Consider the following 12,807-nt stretch of genomic DNA (forward strand, 5'->3'; position numbering starts at 1 on the left):
CCCGCATGTCGCGCATGGCCGCCAGCACCGCCTGGATGCGCACCGGCGCGCCATTGGTGACGGGTGCCACCGGCCGCAGCACTTCGGGCAGCGTTTCCACGCCGCACAGGCCGCAGCCCGTGCGCCCGGCCATGGCGCGCCGGCGCGACTTCAGCCGCACTTCACAGGCGCTGGAGATTTCCAGCTGGATCACGATGCCGTCGCATTGCGGCAGCAGGTCAATGCCGCGCACGTCGCTGACCCCGTCGATGATGCCTTCGGACAGCGCGAAGCCCACCGCGAAGTCCTCCAGGTCGGCCGGCGTGGCCAGCATGGTGGCGTGGCTGATGCCGTTGAACTCCAGCGCCACCGGCGTTTCCTCGGCCACGGAGTCGGTTTCGACCTCGGGGACAAGGATGCCGCCGCGCACGCGGGTGACCTGAACCTGCGTGCAGTCGGGGCGGGAAGGCGGTGGCGTGGTCATGGCGGCGTCCTGGCGGTTCGGGCTGGCGGTTATTTCCCGGTCAGCGCCGCCTCGTTTTCGCGTGAACGCTCGCGCAGCAGCTTTTGCTGGATATCCGCAAAACGCGACCACTGGCGCTGCCATTCCGAAGGCTGCGACACGCGCGTGACCTGCACGGCCGTCACCTTGTACTCGGGGCAGTTGGTGGCCCAGTCGGAACTGTCGGTGGTGACGACGTTGGCGCCGGACTCGGGGAAATGGAAGGTGGTGTATACCACGCCCGGCTGTACCCGGTCGGTCAGCGTGGCCCGCAGCACGGTCTCGCCCGCGCGGCTCTGGATGCCGACCCAGTCGCCGTCCTTCACGCCGCGATCCTCGGCGTCCTGCGGGTGCAGTTCCAGTACGTCCTCGCCATGCCACATGACGTTGGGGGTGCGGCGGGTCTGCGCGCCCACGTTGTATTGCGACAGGATGCGGCCGGTGGTCAACAGCAGCGGGAAGCGGCGCGTGCTGCGCTCGTCCGTGGGCACGTACTTGGTGATCATGAACTTGCCCTTGCCGCGCACGAATTCTTCGATGTGCATGATGGGCGTGCCGTCGGGCGCCTCGTCGTTGCAGGGCCATTGCAGGCTGCCCAGCTTGTCCAGCTTTTCGTAGCTGACGCCGGAGAACGTGGGCGTCAAGCGCGCGATCTCGTCCATGATCTCGCGCGGATGCTTGTAGTCCATGGGATAGCCCAGCGCATTGGACAGCGCCACCGTCACTTCCCAGTCGGACTTGCCGTTCTTGGGCTCCATGACCTTGCGCACGCGCGAGATGCGGCGCTCGGCGTTGGTGAAGGTGCCGTCCTTTTCCAGGAACGACGAGCCGGGCAGGAACACATGGGCGTACTTGGCCGTTTCGTTGAGGAACAGGTCCTGCACCACGATGCATTCCATGGCCGCCAGCGAGGCCGCCACGTGCTGCGTGTTGGGGTCCGACTGCACGATGTCTTCGCCCTGGCAGTACAGGCCCTTGAACGAACCGCCCAGCGCGGCCTCGAACATGTTGGGGATGCGCAGGCCGGGTTCCGGCTGCAAGGTCACGCCCCAATCCTTTTCGAACTGGGCGCGTACCGTGTTGTCGGAAATGTGGCGGTACCCGGGCAGCTCGTGCGGGAACGAGCCCATGTCGCAGGAACCCTGCACGTTGTTCTGCCCGCGCAGCGGATTCACGCCCACGCCTTCGCGGCCGATGTTGCCGGTGGCCATGGCCAGGTTGGCGATGGCCATGACGGTGGTGGAACCCTGGCTGTGTTCGGTCACGCCCAGGCCGTAATAGATGGAGCCGTTGCCGCCCGTGGCGTACAGGCGCGCCGCGCCGCGCACGGCTTGCGCCGGCACGCCGGTGATTTCTTCCATGGCTTCCGGCGAGTTCTCCGGCAGCGAGACGAAGTCGCGCCACTCGTTGAAGGCCTTGGCTTCGCAGCGTTCGGCCACGAAGGCTTCGGCGATCAGGTTTTCGGTGGCGATCACGTGCGCCAGCGAGGACAGCAGCGCGGTGTTGGTGCCGGGGCGTACCTGAAGATGGAAGTCGGCCTTGATGTGCGGCGAGCTCACCAGTTCGATGCGGCGCGGGTCGATCACGATCAGGCGCGCGCCCTGGCGCAGGCGGCGCTTCAGGCGCGAGGCGAACACCGGATGGCCGCTGCTGGGGTTGGCGCCCATCACGATCACCACGTCGGTGTGCATGACGGAATCGAAGGTCTGCGTGCCGGCGGATTCGCCCAGCGTCTGCTTCAGCCCGTAGCCGGTGGGCGAATGGCAGACCCGCGCGCAGGTGTCGACGTTGTTGGTGCCGAAGGCGGCGCGCACCAGCTTCTGCACCAGCCAGGTTTCTTCGTTGGTGCAGCGCGACGAGGTGATGCCGCCGACCGCGTCACGGCCGTACTGGCCCTGGATGCGGCGGAATTCGGAGGCCGCGTAGTTGATCGCCTCGTCCCAGGACACTTCCTTCCAGGAGTCGGTGATGTGCTTGCGGATCATGGGCTTGAGCACGCGTTCCTTGTGCGTGGCGTAGCCCCAGGCGAAGCGGCCCTTGACGCAGGAGTGGCCACGGTTGGCCTGGCCGTCCTTCCAGGGCACCATGCGCACCACTTCCTGGCCCTTCATTTCGGCCTTGAAGCCGCAGCCCACGCCGCAGTAGGCGCAGGTGGTCACGACCGAGTGTTCGGCCTGGCCCATCATGATGACGGTCTTTTCCTGCAGGGTGGAGGTCGGACAGGCTTGCACGCAGGCGCCGCAGGACACGCATTCGCTGTTCAGGAAGGGCTGGTCCTGTCCCGGCGACACGCGCGACTCGAAGCCCTTGCCGGAGATCGTCAGGGCGAATGTGCCCTGGGTTTCCTCGCAGGCGCGCACGCAGCGGTTGCAGACGATGCACTTGGACGCGTCATAGGTGAAGTACGGATTGGACTCGTCCTTTTCGCTCTTCAGGTGGTTGGCGCCGTCGTAGCCGTAGCGCACGTTGCGCAGGCCCACCACGCCGGCCATGTCCTGCAGCTCGCAGTCGCCGTTGGCCGGGCAGGTCAGGCAGTCCAGCGGGTGGTCGGAGATGTACAGCTCCATCACGCCGCGCCGCAGGTCGTGCAGCTTGGGAGTTTCGGTATAGACCACCATGCCGTTCTCGGCAGGGGTGGTGCATGACGCGGGATAGCCGCGGCGGCCTTCGATCTGCACCAGGCACAGCCGGCACGAACCGAAGGGTTCGAGGCTGTCCGTCGCGCAAAGCTTGGGAATGTTGATGCCGGCCTCGGCGGCTGCGCGCATCAGCGAAGTGCCTTCGGGCACCGTGATGTCCTGGCCGTCTATGGTCAGGGTAATGGTTGCGGCGGACTCGCGCGCCGGCGTGCCCATGTCGCGATCGCGCTTGATGACGGTTTCTAGCATGGCGGTCTCGGGTTCAGGCCGCGTGCGCGGCAGAATGGGAGGACTCGATGCCGAAGTCCTGCGGGAAGTGGTTCAGCGCGGACAGCACCGGGTAGGGCGCCATGCCCCCCAGCGCGCAAAGCGATCCGCCCAGCATCGTGTCGCACAGGTCGCGCAGCAGATGCACCTGCTGCTCGCGGCCAGGGCCGCCCGCGACGATCTTGTCTATGGTTTCCACGCCGCGCGTGGAGCCGATGCGGCAAGGCGTGCATTTGCCGCAGGACTCGATGGCACAGAACTCCATCGCGTAGCGCGCCATGCGCGCCATGTCGACGCTGTCGTCGAAGGCCACCAGCCCGCCGTGGCCGACCATGGCGGAGATCTGGATGTAGGCCTCGTAGTCCAGCGGCACATCCCATTGCGATTCCGGCAGATAGGCGCCCAGCGGGCCGCCCACCTGCACCGCGCGCAGCGGGCGGCCGGAGGCGCTGCCGCCGCCGAAGCCGTACAGCAGGTCGCGCAGGCTCAGGCCGAAGGCTTTCTCGACCAGGCCGCCGTGCTTGAGATTGCCGGCCAGCTGGAACGGCAGGGTGCCGTGCGAGCGGCCCACGCCGTAGTCGCGGTAGTAGGCCGCGCCCTTGGCCAGGATGATGGGCACGGTGGCCAGCGAAATCACGTTGTTGATCACGGTGGGCTTGCCGAACAGACCCGAGATCGCCGGCAGCGGCGGCTTGGCGCGGACCACGCCGCGCTTGCCCTCGAGGCTTTCCAGCAGCGACGTTTCCTCGCCGCAGATGTAGGCGCCCGCGCCCTTGCGCACTTCCAGGTCGAAGCGGCGGCCGCTGCCGTGCACGTCCTTGCCCAGCCAGCCCACGCTGCGCGCCCGCGCGATGGCGGCTTCCAGGGTGTCGATGGCTTGCGGATATTCGGAGCGCACGTAGATGTAGCCGTAGGTCGCGCCCACCGCCAGGCCGGCGATGGTCATGCCTTCGATCAGCACATAGGGGTCGCCTTCCATCAGCAGGCGGTCGGCGAAAGTGCCCGAATCGCCTTCGTCCGCGTTGCAGACGATGTACTTCTGGTCGCCGGGAGTGCCGGCCACCGTCTTCCACTTGATGCCGGTCGGAAATGCTGCGCCGCCGCGGCCGCGCAGGCCCGAGGCCACCATTTCATCGACGATCTGCCCCGGGTCCATCGTCAGGGCGCGTTGCAGGCCCAGCAGGCCGCCATGGGCGGCATAGTCCTGCAGCGACAGCGGGTCGGTCACGCCGACGCGGGCGAAGGTCAGGCGTTCCTGCTGCTTCAGATAGGGGATTTCTTCGGTCAGGCCCAGGCGCAGCGGGTGTTCGCCGCCGGCCAGCCAGTCCGCGTCGAACAGCGCGGCCACGTCCTCGGGCTGCACCGGCCCGTAGGCGATGCGGCCTTGCGGCGTGGCGATTTCGACCAGAGGTTCCAGCCACAGCAGGCCGCGCGAGCCGTTGCGCACGATCTGCACCGACAGGCCGCGGGCGTCGGCGGCGCGTTCGATGTCGCGCGCGACCGTGTCCGCGTCCATGGCCAATGCCGCGGCGTCGCGCGGCACGTAGATGACGATGGGGGAGCTCATGATTGCCCCTCCAGCGTGCGGGCCAGCAGGCGGTCCAATTTTTCCGGCGTGACGCGGGCGTGGGGCCGGCCGTCGATCATCACCGCCGGCGACTGGGCGCACAGGCCCAGGCAATACACCGGTTCCAGGGTGAAATCGCCGTCCTTGCTGCTGGCGTGGAAGTCACAGCCCAGCGCCGTGCGCGCATGGGCGGCAAGATGTTCGCCGCCCATGGCCTGACAGGCTTCGGCCCGGCAGACCTCGACGGTGTGGCGCGCGGCGGGCTCGCTGCGGAAATGGGGATAGAAGGTGATGACGCCGTGGACCTCGGCGCGGGACAGGTTCAGGGCCTCGGCGATGGTCTGCACCGCCGGGGCCGGAATACAGCCCAGTTCATGCTGGACCGCGTGCAACACGGGTAGCAGCGGGCCGGGCTGGTCCTTCAGCCTGGCGAGTATGCGGGCGGTGGCCGCGATGGCCGGAGTGGGGGACGCTTGCGCCGCGTCCAGGGCCATCTGGCCGCCGCGGGCGCCGCCGCTGGACGCCAGATCGGATGTTGCCTCGCGCTGATGCACGTCGGTCTCCTCCTGTGTTGCTGTTGGGTTGGGCTGGATTTCGTTGGGTTATATGTTTTTAAAAGCATATAAAAACCCTTCCGGCCGCATTATTTGTGTACTCTAGCGGGGTAATTCACCGTCTTCAATATGAAATAAATGACATATAAGTTCCGTATCGGCTTGCGGCCGCAATGGAGCCTGGGTGGAGACGACGACCCGGCGCCTGTGCCGCTGCAGGACATGCTTGCGCTGCTGTCGGCGATCGACGCCACTGGCAATATTGCCGGCGCCTGTCGCGCCTGCGGCCTGTCGTACCGGCACGCCTGGGGCGTGCTGCGCCGTTTCGAGGCCATCTTCGGCACGCAATTGCTCATCACCAACCGCCGCCAGGGCACGCAGTTGGCGCCTTTCGCGCAGCGCCTGCTATGGGCCAACCGCCGCATCGAGGCGCGCCTCATGCCGACGCTGGACAGCATGGCGTCGGAGCTGCAGGAAGAGTTGGAGCGCCTGTTGCCCGAGAGCGGCCCGCACCTGCGGCTGCACGCCAGCCACGGTTTTGCGGTGGAATCGCTGATGCAGCACATGGGCAACCGCAAGCCGGGCCTGGAACTGCGCTACCGCACCGCCATCGAGGCGCTGGCCTCGCTGGAGCGGCACGAATGCGACCTGGCGGGCTTCCAGGTGCCGCTGGGCGATTTCGAAGCGCCCATCATGGAGCGTTACGCGCAATGGCTGCACGCGGACGAGTACATGCTGATCCATCTGGCGGTGCGCAATGCCGGCTTGTTCGTCACCGCCGGCAATCCCAAGCAGATACGCGGCATGACCGATCTGGCGCGGCCCGACGTGCGCTTCGTCAACCGCCAGATCGGCTCCAGCACCCGCTATCTGGTGGGCCTGATGTTGCAACGGGCGGGGGTCTCGATCAGCGAGGTGCAGGGCTACGAAACCAATGAATTCACCCATATGGCCATCGCCGCGCATATCGCCAGCGGCATGGCCGACACGGGCGTGGGGGTGGAGACGGCCGCCTGCCGTTTCGGGCTGGACTTCATCCCGCTGGTGCGCGAGCGCTATTTCTTCGCCATCCGCAAGTCCTCGCTGGAAACGCCGGCCATGCGCGACCTGCTGTCCATCATGCGCAGTCCCGACTACGTTGGGTACGTCAGCCAGTTGGCGGGGTATGACGCCCGGGATACGGGCCGGCTGCAGTCCCTGCAGGAGGCTTTTCCATGAGCGCGGAACGCGATGCGCCGGGATATGATGTTCCCATGAGCAAAGTGATTTTCCTTGCCGATCGCCGCACCGGCCCGCTGGCCCCTGCCGTGCCCGGCGAACTGCCGCCGCACGGACAGCCGGCGCTGGACCAGCGCGCGCGTCCCTTGCGCGACTTGCGGATCTCGGTCACGGACCGCTGCAACTTCCGTTGCACCTACTGCATGCCGCGGGAAGTCTTCGACAGCAGCTATACCTTCATGCCGCATGCGGCGCTGTTGTCGTTCGAGGAAATCAGCCGCCTGGCGGGCATCTTCACGCAGCTGGGCGTGGAGAAGATCCGCCTGACCGGCGGCGAGCCGCTGCTGCGCAAGCACATCGAGAACCTGGTGGGTCAGCTGGCGGATCTGCGCACGCCTGCGGGCCGTCCGCTCGACCTGACCCTGACCACCAACGGCAGCATGCTGGCGCGCAAGGCCGCCGCGCTCAAGAGCGCCGGGCTCACGCGCGTCACCGTCAGCCTGGACGCGCTGGATCCGGCCATGTTCCAGGGCATGAGCGACAGCGGTTTCACACCCGACGACGTGCTGCGCGGCGTCGACGCCGCGGCCGAGGCCGGGCTGGCGCCGGTCAAGGTCAACATGGTGGTGCGGCGCGGCCTGAACGACAGCCAGATCCTGCCCATGGCCGAACGCTTCCGCCATTCCGGCCACATCCTGCGCTTCATCGAATACATGGACGTGGGCAATACCAATGGCTGGAATCTTGCCGAGGTGGTGCCCAGCCAGGAAGTGCTGGACCGCATCGGCACAGCCTACGCGCTGGAGCCGGTGGCCAGCGGCGAAATGGGCCGCGTGGCCGAGCGCTGGCGCTACCTGGACGGCGGCGGCGAAATCGGCGTCATTTCCAGCGTCACGCACGCCTTCTGCGGCGGCTGTACGCGCGCGCGGCTGTCGCCGGAAGGCAAGCTATTCCTGTGCCTGTTCGCGCACGACGGCTACGACCTGCGCGCTCCGCTGCGCGACGGCGCCAGCGACGCCGAGCTTGCCGGCATCATCGCGGGCATCTGGGCGGGCCGCAACGACCATTACTCCGAACTGCGCGGCCGCAACATGGCCGATCCGGCGCGCAAGATCGAGATGAGCTACATCGGTGGCTGAAGTCCCGCCCGCGATCTCACGCGCAGGCGTCGCCGGCCTGATCCTGGCCGGCGGCCAGGGCATGCGCATGAACGGACAGGACAAGGGCCTGGTGATGCTGCGCGGCGAGCCCATGGTGGCGCACGTCGCGCGCCGCCTGGCGCCGCAGGTGTCGCGCCTGATCGTCAGCGCCAACCGTCACGTGGATCTCTATGCCCCGTACGGCGAGGTCTTGCGGGACGGCGAGGCCGAACTAGGCGCCTGGCAAGGACCGTTGCTGGGCATTGCCGCAGGCCTGGCGGGCGCGCAGCAGGAGGCTTGGCTGGTGGTGGTTCCGTGCGATACACCCTTCCTGCCCCGGGATCTGGCCGCGCGCCTGGTGGGCGCGGCCAAGTCCGCCAAGGCGCCCATGGCCTATGCGATGGCCAACGGGCAGCGGCATTCGGCCTGCATGGCCTTGCGCACCTCGCTATTGCCAAATCTGCTGGCGTACCTGCGAGCCGGCGACCGCAAGGTGGGACTGTGGCAGGCGAGGGCGGGCGCGGTCGAAGCCTGCTTCGACGACGCGCCCGATGCCTTCATGAACGTCAACACGCCAGAAGAACTGGCGCGGGCCGAGCGTTACGCCAGCCAGTGACGCAGGTCGTAGTAGGCGACCCGGTCCTTGTCCTGCACCTGCACGTCGGCCGGCAGGCGGGCCAGGCCCGTCGCCCAGGGCAATGAACTGATCACGCCCGAACCCTGGTGGCCGTAAGGCACCAGTTCGGCGCTGCCGTCGTCGGCCAGGCGGCGCTGCACGCGCAGGAATTCCTCACGGCTGTCCTGGCGCGGATGCTCGGTGCGCAGCGGCAGCTGGCTGGTCGGCGGGAACAAGGTTTCGCGGCCCTGCATGCGGCGCATCAACGGCGTCACCAGCAGGGTAAATACGGCGTAGGCCGACACGGGGTTGCCGGGCAGGCCGACCACGGGCTTGCCGTCGATCTGCGCCAGCGCCACCGGCTTGCCCGGTTTCATGCGCACCTTCCATAGCGCGAGTTCGCCGCCCAGCGCGGCCAGCGCGGGCTTGACCAGATCGCGTTCGCCCACCGATACGCCGCCCACGCTAACCACCAGGTCGCAATCGGCCAGCAGCGTCTTGAAGGCGGCATGCAGGTCGGCCTCGGTGTCGCGGGCATGCAGCACGTGCACCGGCAGGGCGCCCATGCCGCGCGCCAACGCTGCCAGCATGGGGCCGTTGGAGTTGTAGATCTGTTCGGCCGCGCGCGGCTGGCCGGGCAGCACCAGTTCGTCGCCGGTAGTCAGGATGCCCACGCGCAACTGGCCGACGACGCGCACATGGGCCAGGCCTTGGGAGGCCAGCAACGCAATGTGAGCCGCTTCCAGCACGGTGCCCGCGGCCAGCAGCGGAGCGCCGGCCATGGTGTCTTCGCCGCGGCGGCGGATGTGCTGGCCGGGCTTGGGAGAGCGCGAGATTTCCACCTGGCCGTCGGCTTCGGTGGTGTCTTCCTGCATGACGACCGTATCCGCGCCTTCCGGGATCAGGCTGCCGGTGAACAGGCGGATGGCGTGGCCGGGTTTGAGCGGTTCCGGCATTTCGCCGGCGTAGCAGCGCTGCTGGATGGGCAGGCGCACGCCGGCGCCCCAATCCGCCACGCGCAGGGCGTAGCCGTCCATGGCGCTGTTGTCGGCGGGCGGGATGTCCACGGTGGCGGTGAGGTCGGCGGCCAGCACGCGGCCGGCCGCAACGGCCAGGCTCACCTCTTCGCTGCGTTGCAGCGGACCCGCGGCATTGGCCAGCAGGGTCTGGGCTTGATCAAAATCCAGCATGGGTCAGTTATCTTCTTCGCGTTGCTTGAATTGGGTGGCGAAATTGCAAGGGCGGTGGCTGCTGTCCAGCTGTTCGCGGAGGATCTGCGCCCAGGCGGTCTCGCAGGCGTTGTTGGAGCCGGGCAGGCAGAAGATCAGCGTCTGGTTGGCCGAACCCGCGAAGGCGCGCGACTGGATCGTGGAGCTGCCGATCTCGGTGTAGGAGATCTGGCGGAACAGTTCGCCGAAGCCAGGGATGTCGCGGTCCAGCAGGGGCTGGATGGCCTCGGGCGTGTGGTCGCGATGCGAGAAGCCCGTGCCGCCCGTGGTCAGGATTACCTGCACCTCGGGATCGGCGATCCAGTCGCTGATGACGCGGCGGATCTGATAGATGTCGTCCTTGACGAGGTCGCGGCGCACGCACTGGTGGCCGGCATGGGCCAGGCTATGGGCCAGCAGGTTGCCGGAGGTGTCGTCGCCCGCGCTGCGGGTGTCGCTGACCGTCAGCACGGCGCAGGCCAGCGAAACAAGGCTTTCGTCGCTCATGGATTCTCCTCTTCTATCTTCTAGACGGTGGTGTCTTCATCCCAGGACTGCGTGCGGTCCTGGTCGGATTGGCGTTGCTCTACCCAGAAGCTGTTGCCGCCCGCCAGGGTTTCGCGCTTCCAGAAGGGCGCGCGGGTCTTGAGCGCGTCGATGATGTATTCGCAGCCGCGGAAGGCGTCGCCGCGGTGGGCGCTGGCAGCCGCCACGAAGACGATCTGGGCGTTGCGGTGCAGCGCGCCCACCCGGTGCACGATGACCGTGCCGTCCAGGTTCCAGCGCGCGCGGGCGGTCGCGGCGATTTCTTCGAGCTCGCGTTCGCACATGCCCGGGTAGTGTTCGAGAAAGAGCGTGTCGGTGGGCGTGTCGGGCGCGTAGTCGCGCACATAGCCCACGAAAGTGACGATGCCGCCCACGCCCGGGCCGGCGCTATCCCGCAGCGCGGCCGTGAGCGCGGCGCCGTCGAAATCGGCTTCCTGGACGCTGATCATGGCGTTCAACCTCCGGTGACGGGTTCGAATACCGCGACCTCGTCGCCCGCCCGGATGGGCGCGGACGGCTTGGCGTGGGTCTGGTTGATGGCCAGTTTCAGGCGCGCGGAGGGCGCCAGCTGGGGGTAGCGTTCGCCCAGCGCGGCGAGCAGCTGCGCGCCGGTGGACTCGCCCTCCAGGGGCCAGGCTTCGGAGCGCTTGCCGACCAGTTCGGCGACGCGCGCGAAGTAAAGAAGATTAATCGTTGCGCCATTCACCGCTTTTTCCTCCTGCCTTGTACTTAAGGCGAACTTGCTCGATGACGATGCCTTTGTCGGCAGCCTTGCACATGTCGTAGATGGTCAGCGCGGCGACGCTGCAGGCCATCATGGCTTCCATTTCCACGCCGGTCTTGTAGCTGGTGCGGCAGGTGGCCAGCACGTCGATGCGATGCTCGGCGTCGTCCAGCGCGAACTCGACGCCGACGAAGGCCAGCGGCAGGCTGTGGCACAGCGGGATGGTGTCGGCGCAGCGCTTGGCGGCCAGGATGGCGGCGACGCGGGCGGTATTGAGGACCTCGCCCTTGCCTTGGCCGGGCTGGGTCAAGAGGCCGTAGGCGACGGCGTTCATGCGCACGCTGGCGGTGGCGATCGCCACGCGCTCGGTGTCCGTCTTGGCGATGACGTCGACCATGCGGACCTGTCCGGCTTCATCCAGGTGGCTCAAGGTTGGGGTGGGCGTGGACATGGGAATCGGGAGCGATAATTGTTAATGATTGAAAAGGGCAGCCCCGGCTGGCCGGATCGGCCCATCGATACGCCTATGATAGACGAGCGGTGCAGGGGGCGCGATAATCGCGCCTGTAGTCATTAGAAGGACGGAAACGCTCGTCCTTCATTCGTATCAGGAGACGCGCAATGCCCTTGCGGATGCCCAAGCTTCGGTTAACCCGCCGGGTCGGCAAGATTCTTCTGGGTATCGCGGCATTCGTACTTATCCTTTTCGGGGTTGCCGCCTGGCAAGTCCCCAAAGTGCTGCATAACGTCCTGGTGCAGGACGTCTCCAAGATGATCGGGCGGGATGTCTCCGTCGGCGACATCAGCTTCAATCCCTTCACGCTGACCGTCCGGGCGCGCGATCTGGCCGTGGCCCAGCCCGATTCGCAGACGCCGCTCTTGACGCTGGCCGAGCTGGACGTCAGCGCGGCCTGGACTTCCCTGTTCTGGTTTGCGCCGGTCGTCGATCGAATGACGCTGCGCGAGCCTAACATCGCCATCGTCCGCGAGGACGTCACGCGATTCAATTTCTCTGATATTCAGCAACGAGTGGCCGAATTGACGGCCGCCCAGCCCGACGAACCGCCCAAGAAGCCGGATGAGGGGCTGCCGCGCTTTTCGCTGAACAACATGGTGATCGAGAACGGCTCGATCACGCTGGACGACAAGGTCACCGGCCGCAAGCAGGTCGTCGACGAAGTGGGCGTGGGTGTGCCGTTCATTTCCACGTTCGGCTATGCCACCGACATCGACGTGCAGCCGCGCGTGCATTTGCGCATCAACGGCAGCCCCTTCGATCTGAACGGCGTGGCCCGGCCGTTCGACAAAGTGCCCTCGTCCACGCTGCGGGTGGCGTTCAACGGCCTGCAACTGGAAAAGTGGGCGGACGTCTGGCCCATGCCGTTGCCGTTCAAGGTCGAGAGCGCGCTGCTGGATTCGAACCTGCAAGTGGTGTTCGAGCAGCCCAAGGACGCGCCGCCCAAGATCCGCGTCGTCGGCGACTTGGGTCTGCGCCGGCTGGACCTGCGCGACACTTCCGGCGCCAATCTCGCCGCCTGGAGCGCGCTGACGGTCACCCGCCTGGAGCTGGAACCCATTGCGCGCCACGCCTATGTGGGCGAGGTGGGGCTGTGGGCACCGCAGATCCATGTGCGCCGCTACGCCAATCAAAACCTGAATTGGCTGGACGTGGTCGCCGGGCTGAAGCGGTTGGGCGGCGTCGAGCCGACCGCCACGCCGGTGGCTGACAAGCTCAGGAAAGCCAGCGGCCTGGATCCTGCCAAGGCAGGGGACAAGGCCGGTCCGGCCGCTGCTCCAGCCAAGACCACGCCGCCTGCGACGGCAGCGTCGGGATCCGCCGCCAAGGGC

General features: G+C 67.2%; 13 protein-coding genes. 4 read left to right on the forward strand and 9 right to left on the reverse strand.

The window, feature by feature from the left end; translation table 11 throughout:
• The 4 genes from WBB14_RS04635 to WBB14_RS04650 form a co-directional block, all read right to left on the reverse strand.
• A partial coding sequence (locus WBB14_RS04635; RefSeq protein ID WP_424238769.1) for a formate dehydrogenase accessory sulfurtransferase FdhD occupies window positions 1–463 on the reverse strand: 463 nt, incomplete at its 3' end.
• A 29-nt stretch (window positions 464–492) separates the two neighbouring features.
• Window positions 493–3,369, reverse strand: a complete 2,877-nt coding sequence (gene fdhF, locus WBB14_RS04640; RefSeq protein ID WP_424238770.1) for a formate dehydrogenase subunit alpha — start codon at window positions 3,367–3,369, stop codon at window positions 493–495.
• A 13-nt stretch (window positions 3,370–3,382) separates the two neighbouring features.
• Window positions 3,383–4,954, reverse strand: a complete 1,572-nt coding sequence (locus WBB14_RS04645) for a formate dehydrogenase beta subunit (protein WP_424238771.1) — start codon at window positions 4,952–4,954, stop codon at window positions 3,383–3,385.
• Window positions 4,951–5,508, reverse strand: coding sequence for a formate dehydrogenase subunit gamma (locus WBB14_RS04650; protein ID WP_424238772.1), 558 nt, complete (start codon window positions 5,506–5,508; stop codon window positions 4,951–4,953). The genes WBB14_RS04645 and WBB14_RS04650 overlap by 4 nt, the downstream gene beginning before the upstream one ends.
• Before the next feature lie 138 nt (window positions 5,509–5,646).
• On the opposite strand from WBB14_RS04650, the gene WBB14_RS04655 reads away from it, so the two are divergent.
• The 3 genes from WBB14_RS04655 to mobA are packed head-to-tail and all read left to right on the forward strand — an operon-like array spanning window position 5,647 to window position 8,481.
• Window positions 5,647–6,726 carry a substrate-binding domain-containing protein gene (locus WBB14_RS04655; RefSeq protein ID WP_424238773.1) on the forward strand — a complete coding sequence of 360 codons (1,080 nt, stop codon included), beginning with the start codon at window positions 5,647–5,649 and terminating at the stop codon, window positions 6,724–6,726.
• A 35-nt stretch (window positions 6,727–6,761) separates the two neighbouring features.
• Complete coding sequence (gene moaA / locus WBB14_RS04660) at window positions 6,762–7,865, forward strand: GTP 3',8-cyclase MoaA (protein WP_424238774.1); 1,104 nt, start codon at window positions 6,762–6,764, stop codon at window positions 7,863–7,865.
• Window positions 7,858–8,481 (forward strand): molybdenum cofactor guanylyltransferase MobA, encoded by a 624-nt coding sequence (gene mobA, locus WBB14_RS04665; protein ID WP_424238775.1) that lies wholly within the window; start codon window positions 7,858–7,860, stop codon window positions 8,479–8,481. Before moaA ends, mobA begins: the two co-directional genes overlap by 8 nt.
• On the opposite strand, the gene glp is transcribed toward mobA, so the two are convergent.
• Genes glp through moaC form a run of 5 tightly spaced genes read right to left on the reverse strand, consistent with a single transcriptional unit; the run spans window position 8,466 to window position 11,410 of the window.
• Window positions 8,466–9,671 (reverse strand): gephyrin-like molybdotransferase Glp, encoded by a 1,206-nt coding sequence (gene glp / locus WBB14_RS04670; protein WP_424238776.1) that lies wholly within the window; start codon window positions 9,669–9,671, stop codon window positions 8,466–8,468. The genes mobA and glp overlap by 16 nt on opposite strands.
• Window positions 9,672–9,674: 3 nt before the next feature.
• Window positions 9,675–10,196: a molybdenum cofactor biosynthesis protein B gene (gene moaB, locus WBB14_RS04675; protein WP_424238777.1), complete on the reverse strand. Its 522-nt coding sequence runs from the start codon at window positions 10,194–10,196 to the stop codon at window positions 9,675–9,677.
• Window positions 10,197–10,216: 20 nt separating this feature from the next.
• On the reverse strand, window positions 10,217–10,684 hold the full coding sequence (locus tag WBB14_RS04680) for a molybdenum cofactor biosynthesis protein MoaE (RefSeq protein ID WP_424238778.1): 468 nt from the start codon (window positions 10,682–10,684) through the stop codon (window positions 10,217–10,219).
• Window positions 10,685–10,689: 5 nt separating this feature from the next.
• A complete protein-coding gene (locus WBB14_RS04685) occupies window positions 10,690–10,941 on the reverse strand; it encodes a MoaD/ThiS family protein (RefSeq protein WP_059377940.1) in 252 nt (83 codons plus the stop codon).
• Window positions 10,922–11,410 carry a cyclic pyranopterin monophosphate synthase MoaC gene (moaC, locus tag WBB14_RS04690; RefSeq protein ID WP_042794830.1) on the reverse strand — a complete coding sequence of 163 codons (489 nt, stop codon included), beginning with the start codon at window positions 11,408–11,410 and terminating at the stop codon, window positions 10,922–10,924. The genes WBB14_RS04685 and moaC overlap by 20 nt, the downstream gene beginning before the upstream one ends.
• 170 nt (window positions 11,411–11,580) lie before the next feature.
• Here moaC and WBB14_RS04695 point away from each other — a divergent pair.
• The coding region (locus WBB14_RS04695) for an AsmA family protein (protein ID WP_424238779.1) at window positions 11,581–12,807 on the forward strand (1,227 nt) is incomplete at its 3' end.

This window comes from Achromobacter sp. (genome assembly GCF_049647645.1).
Classification (GTDB): Bacteria; Pseudomonadota; Gammaproteobacteria; order Burkholderiales; family Burkholderiaceae_B; genus Achromobacter.

What these genes read in the sequence shown, in the direction of transcription:
- fdhF (WP_424238770.1), bottom strand. Translation starts at nt 3,369, where the DNA reads ATGCTAGAAACCGTCATCAAGCGCGATCGCGACATGGGCACGCCGGCG.
- WBB14_RS04645 (WP_424238771.1), bottom strand. Translation starts at nt 4,954, where the DNA reads ATGAGCTCCCCCATCGTCATCTACGTGCCGCGCGACGCCGCGGCATTG.
- WBB14_RS04655 (WP_424238773.1), top strand. Translation starts at nt 5,647, where the DNA reads ATGACATATAAGTTCCGTATCGGCTTGCGGCCGCAATGGAGCCTGGGT.
- moaA (WP_424238774.1), top strand. Translation starts at nt 6,762, where the DNA reads ATGAGCAAAGTGATTTTCCTTGCCGATCGCCGCACCGGCCCGCTGGCC.
- glp (WP_424238776.1), bottom strand. Translation starts at nt 9,671, where the DNA reads ATGCTGGATTTTGATCAAGCCCAGACCCTGCTGGCCAATGCCGCGGGT.
- moaB (WP_424238777.1), bottom strand. Translation starts at nt 10,196, where the DNA reads ATGAGCGACGAAAGCCTTGTTTCGCTGGCCTGCGCCGTGCTGACGGTC.
- WBB14_RS04680 (WP_424238778.1), bottom strand. Translation starts at nt 10,684, where the DNA reads ATGATCAGCGTCCAGGAAGCCGATTTCGACGGCGCCGCGCTCACGGCC.
- moaC (WP_042794830.1), bottom strand. Translation starts at nt 11,410, where the DNA reads ATGTCCACGCCCACCCCAACCTTGAGCCACCTGGATGAAGCCGGACAG.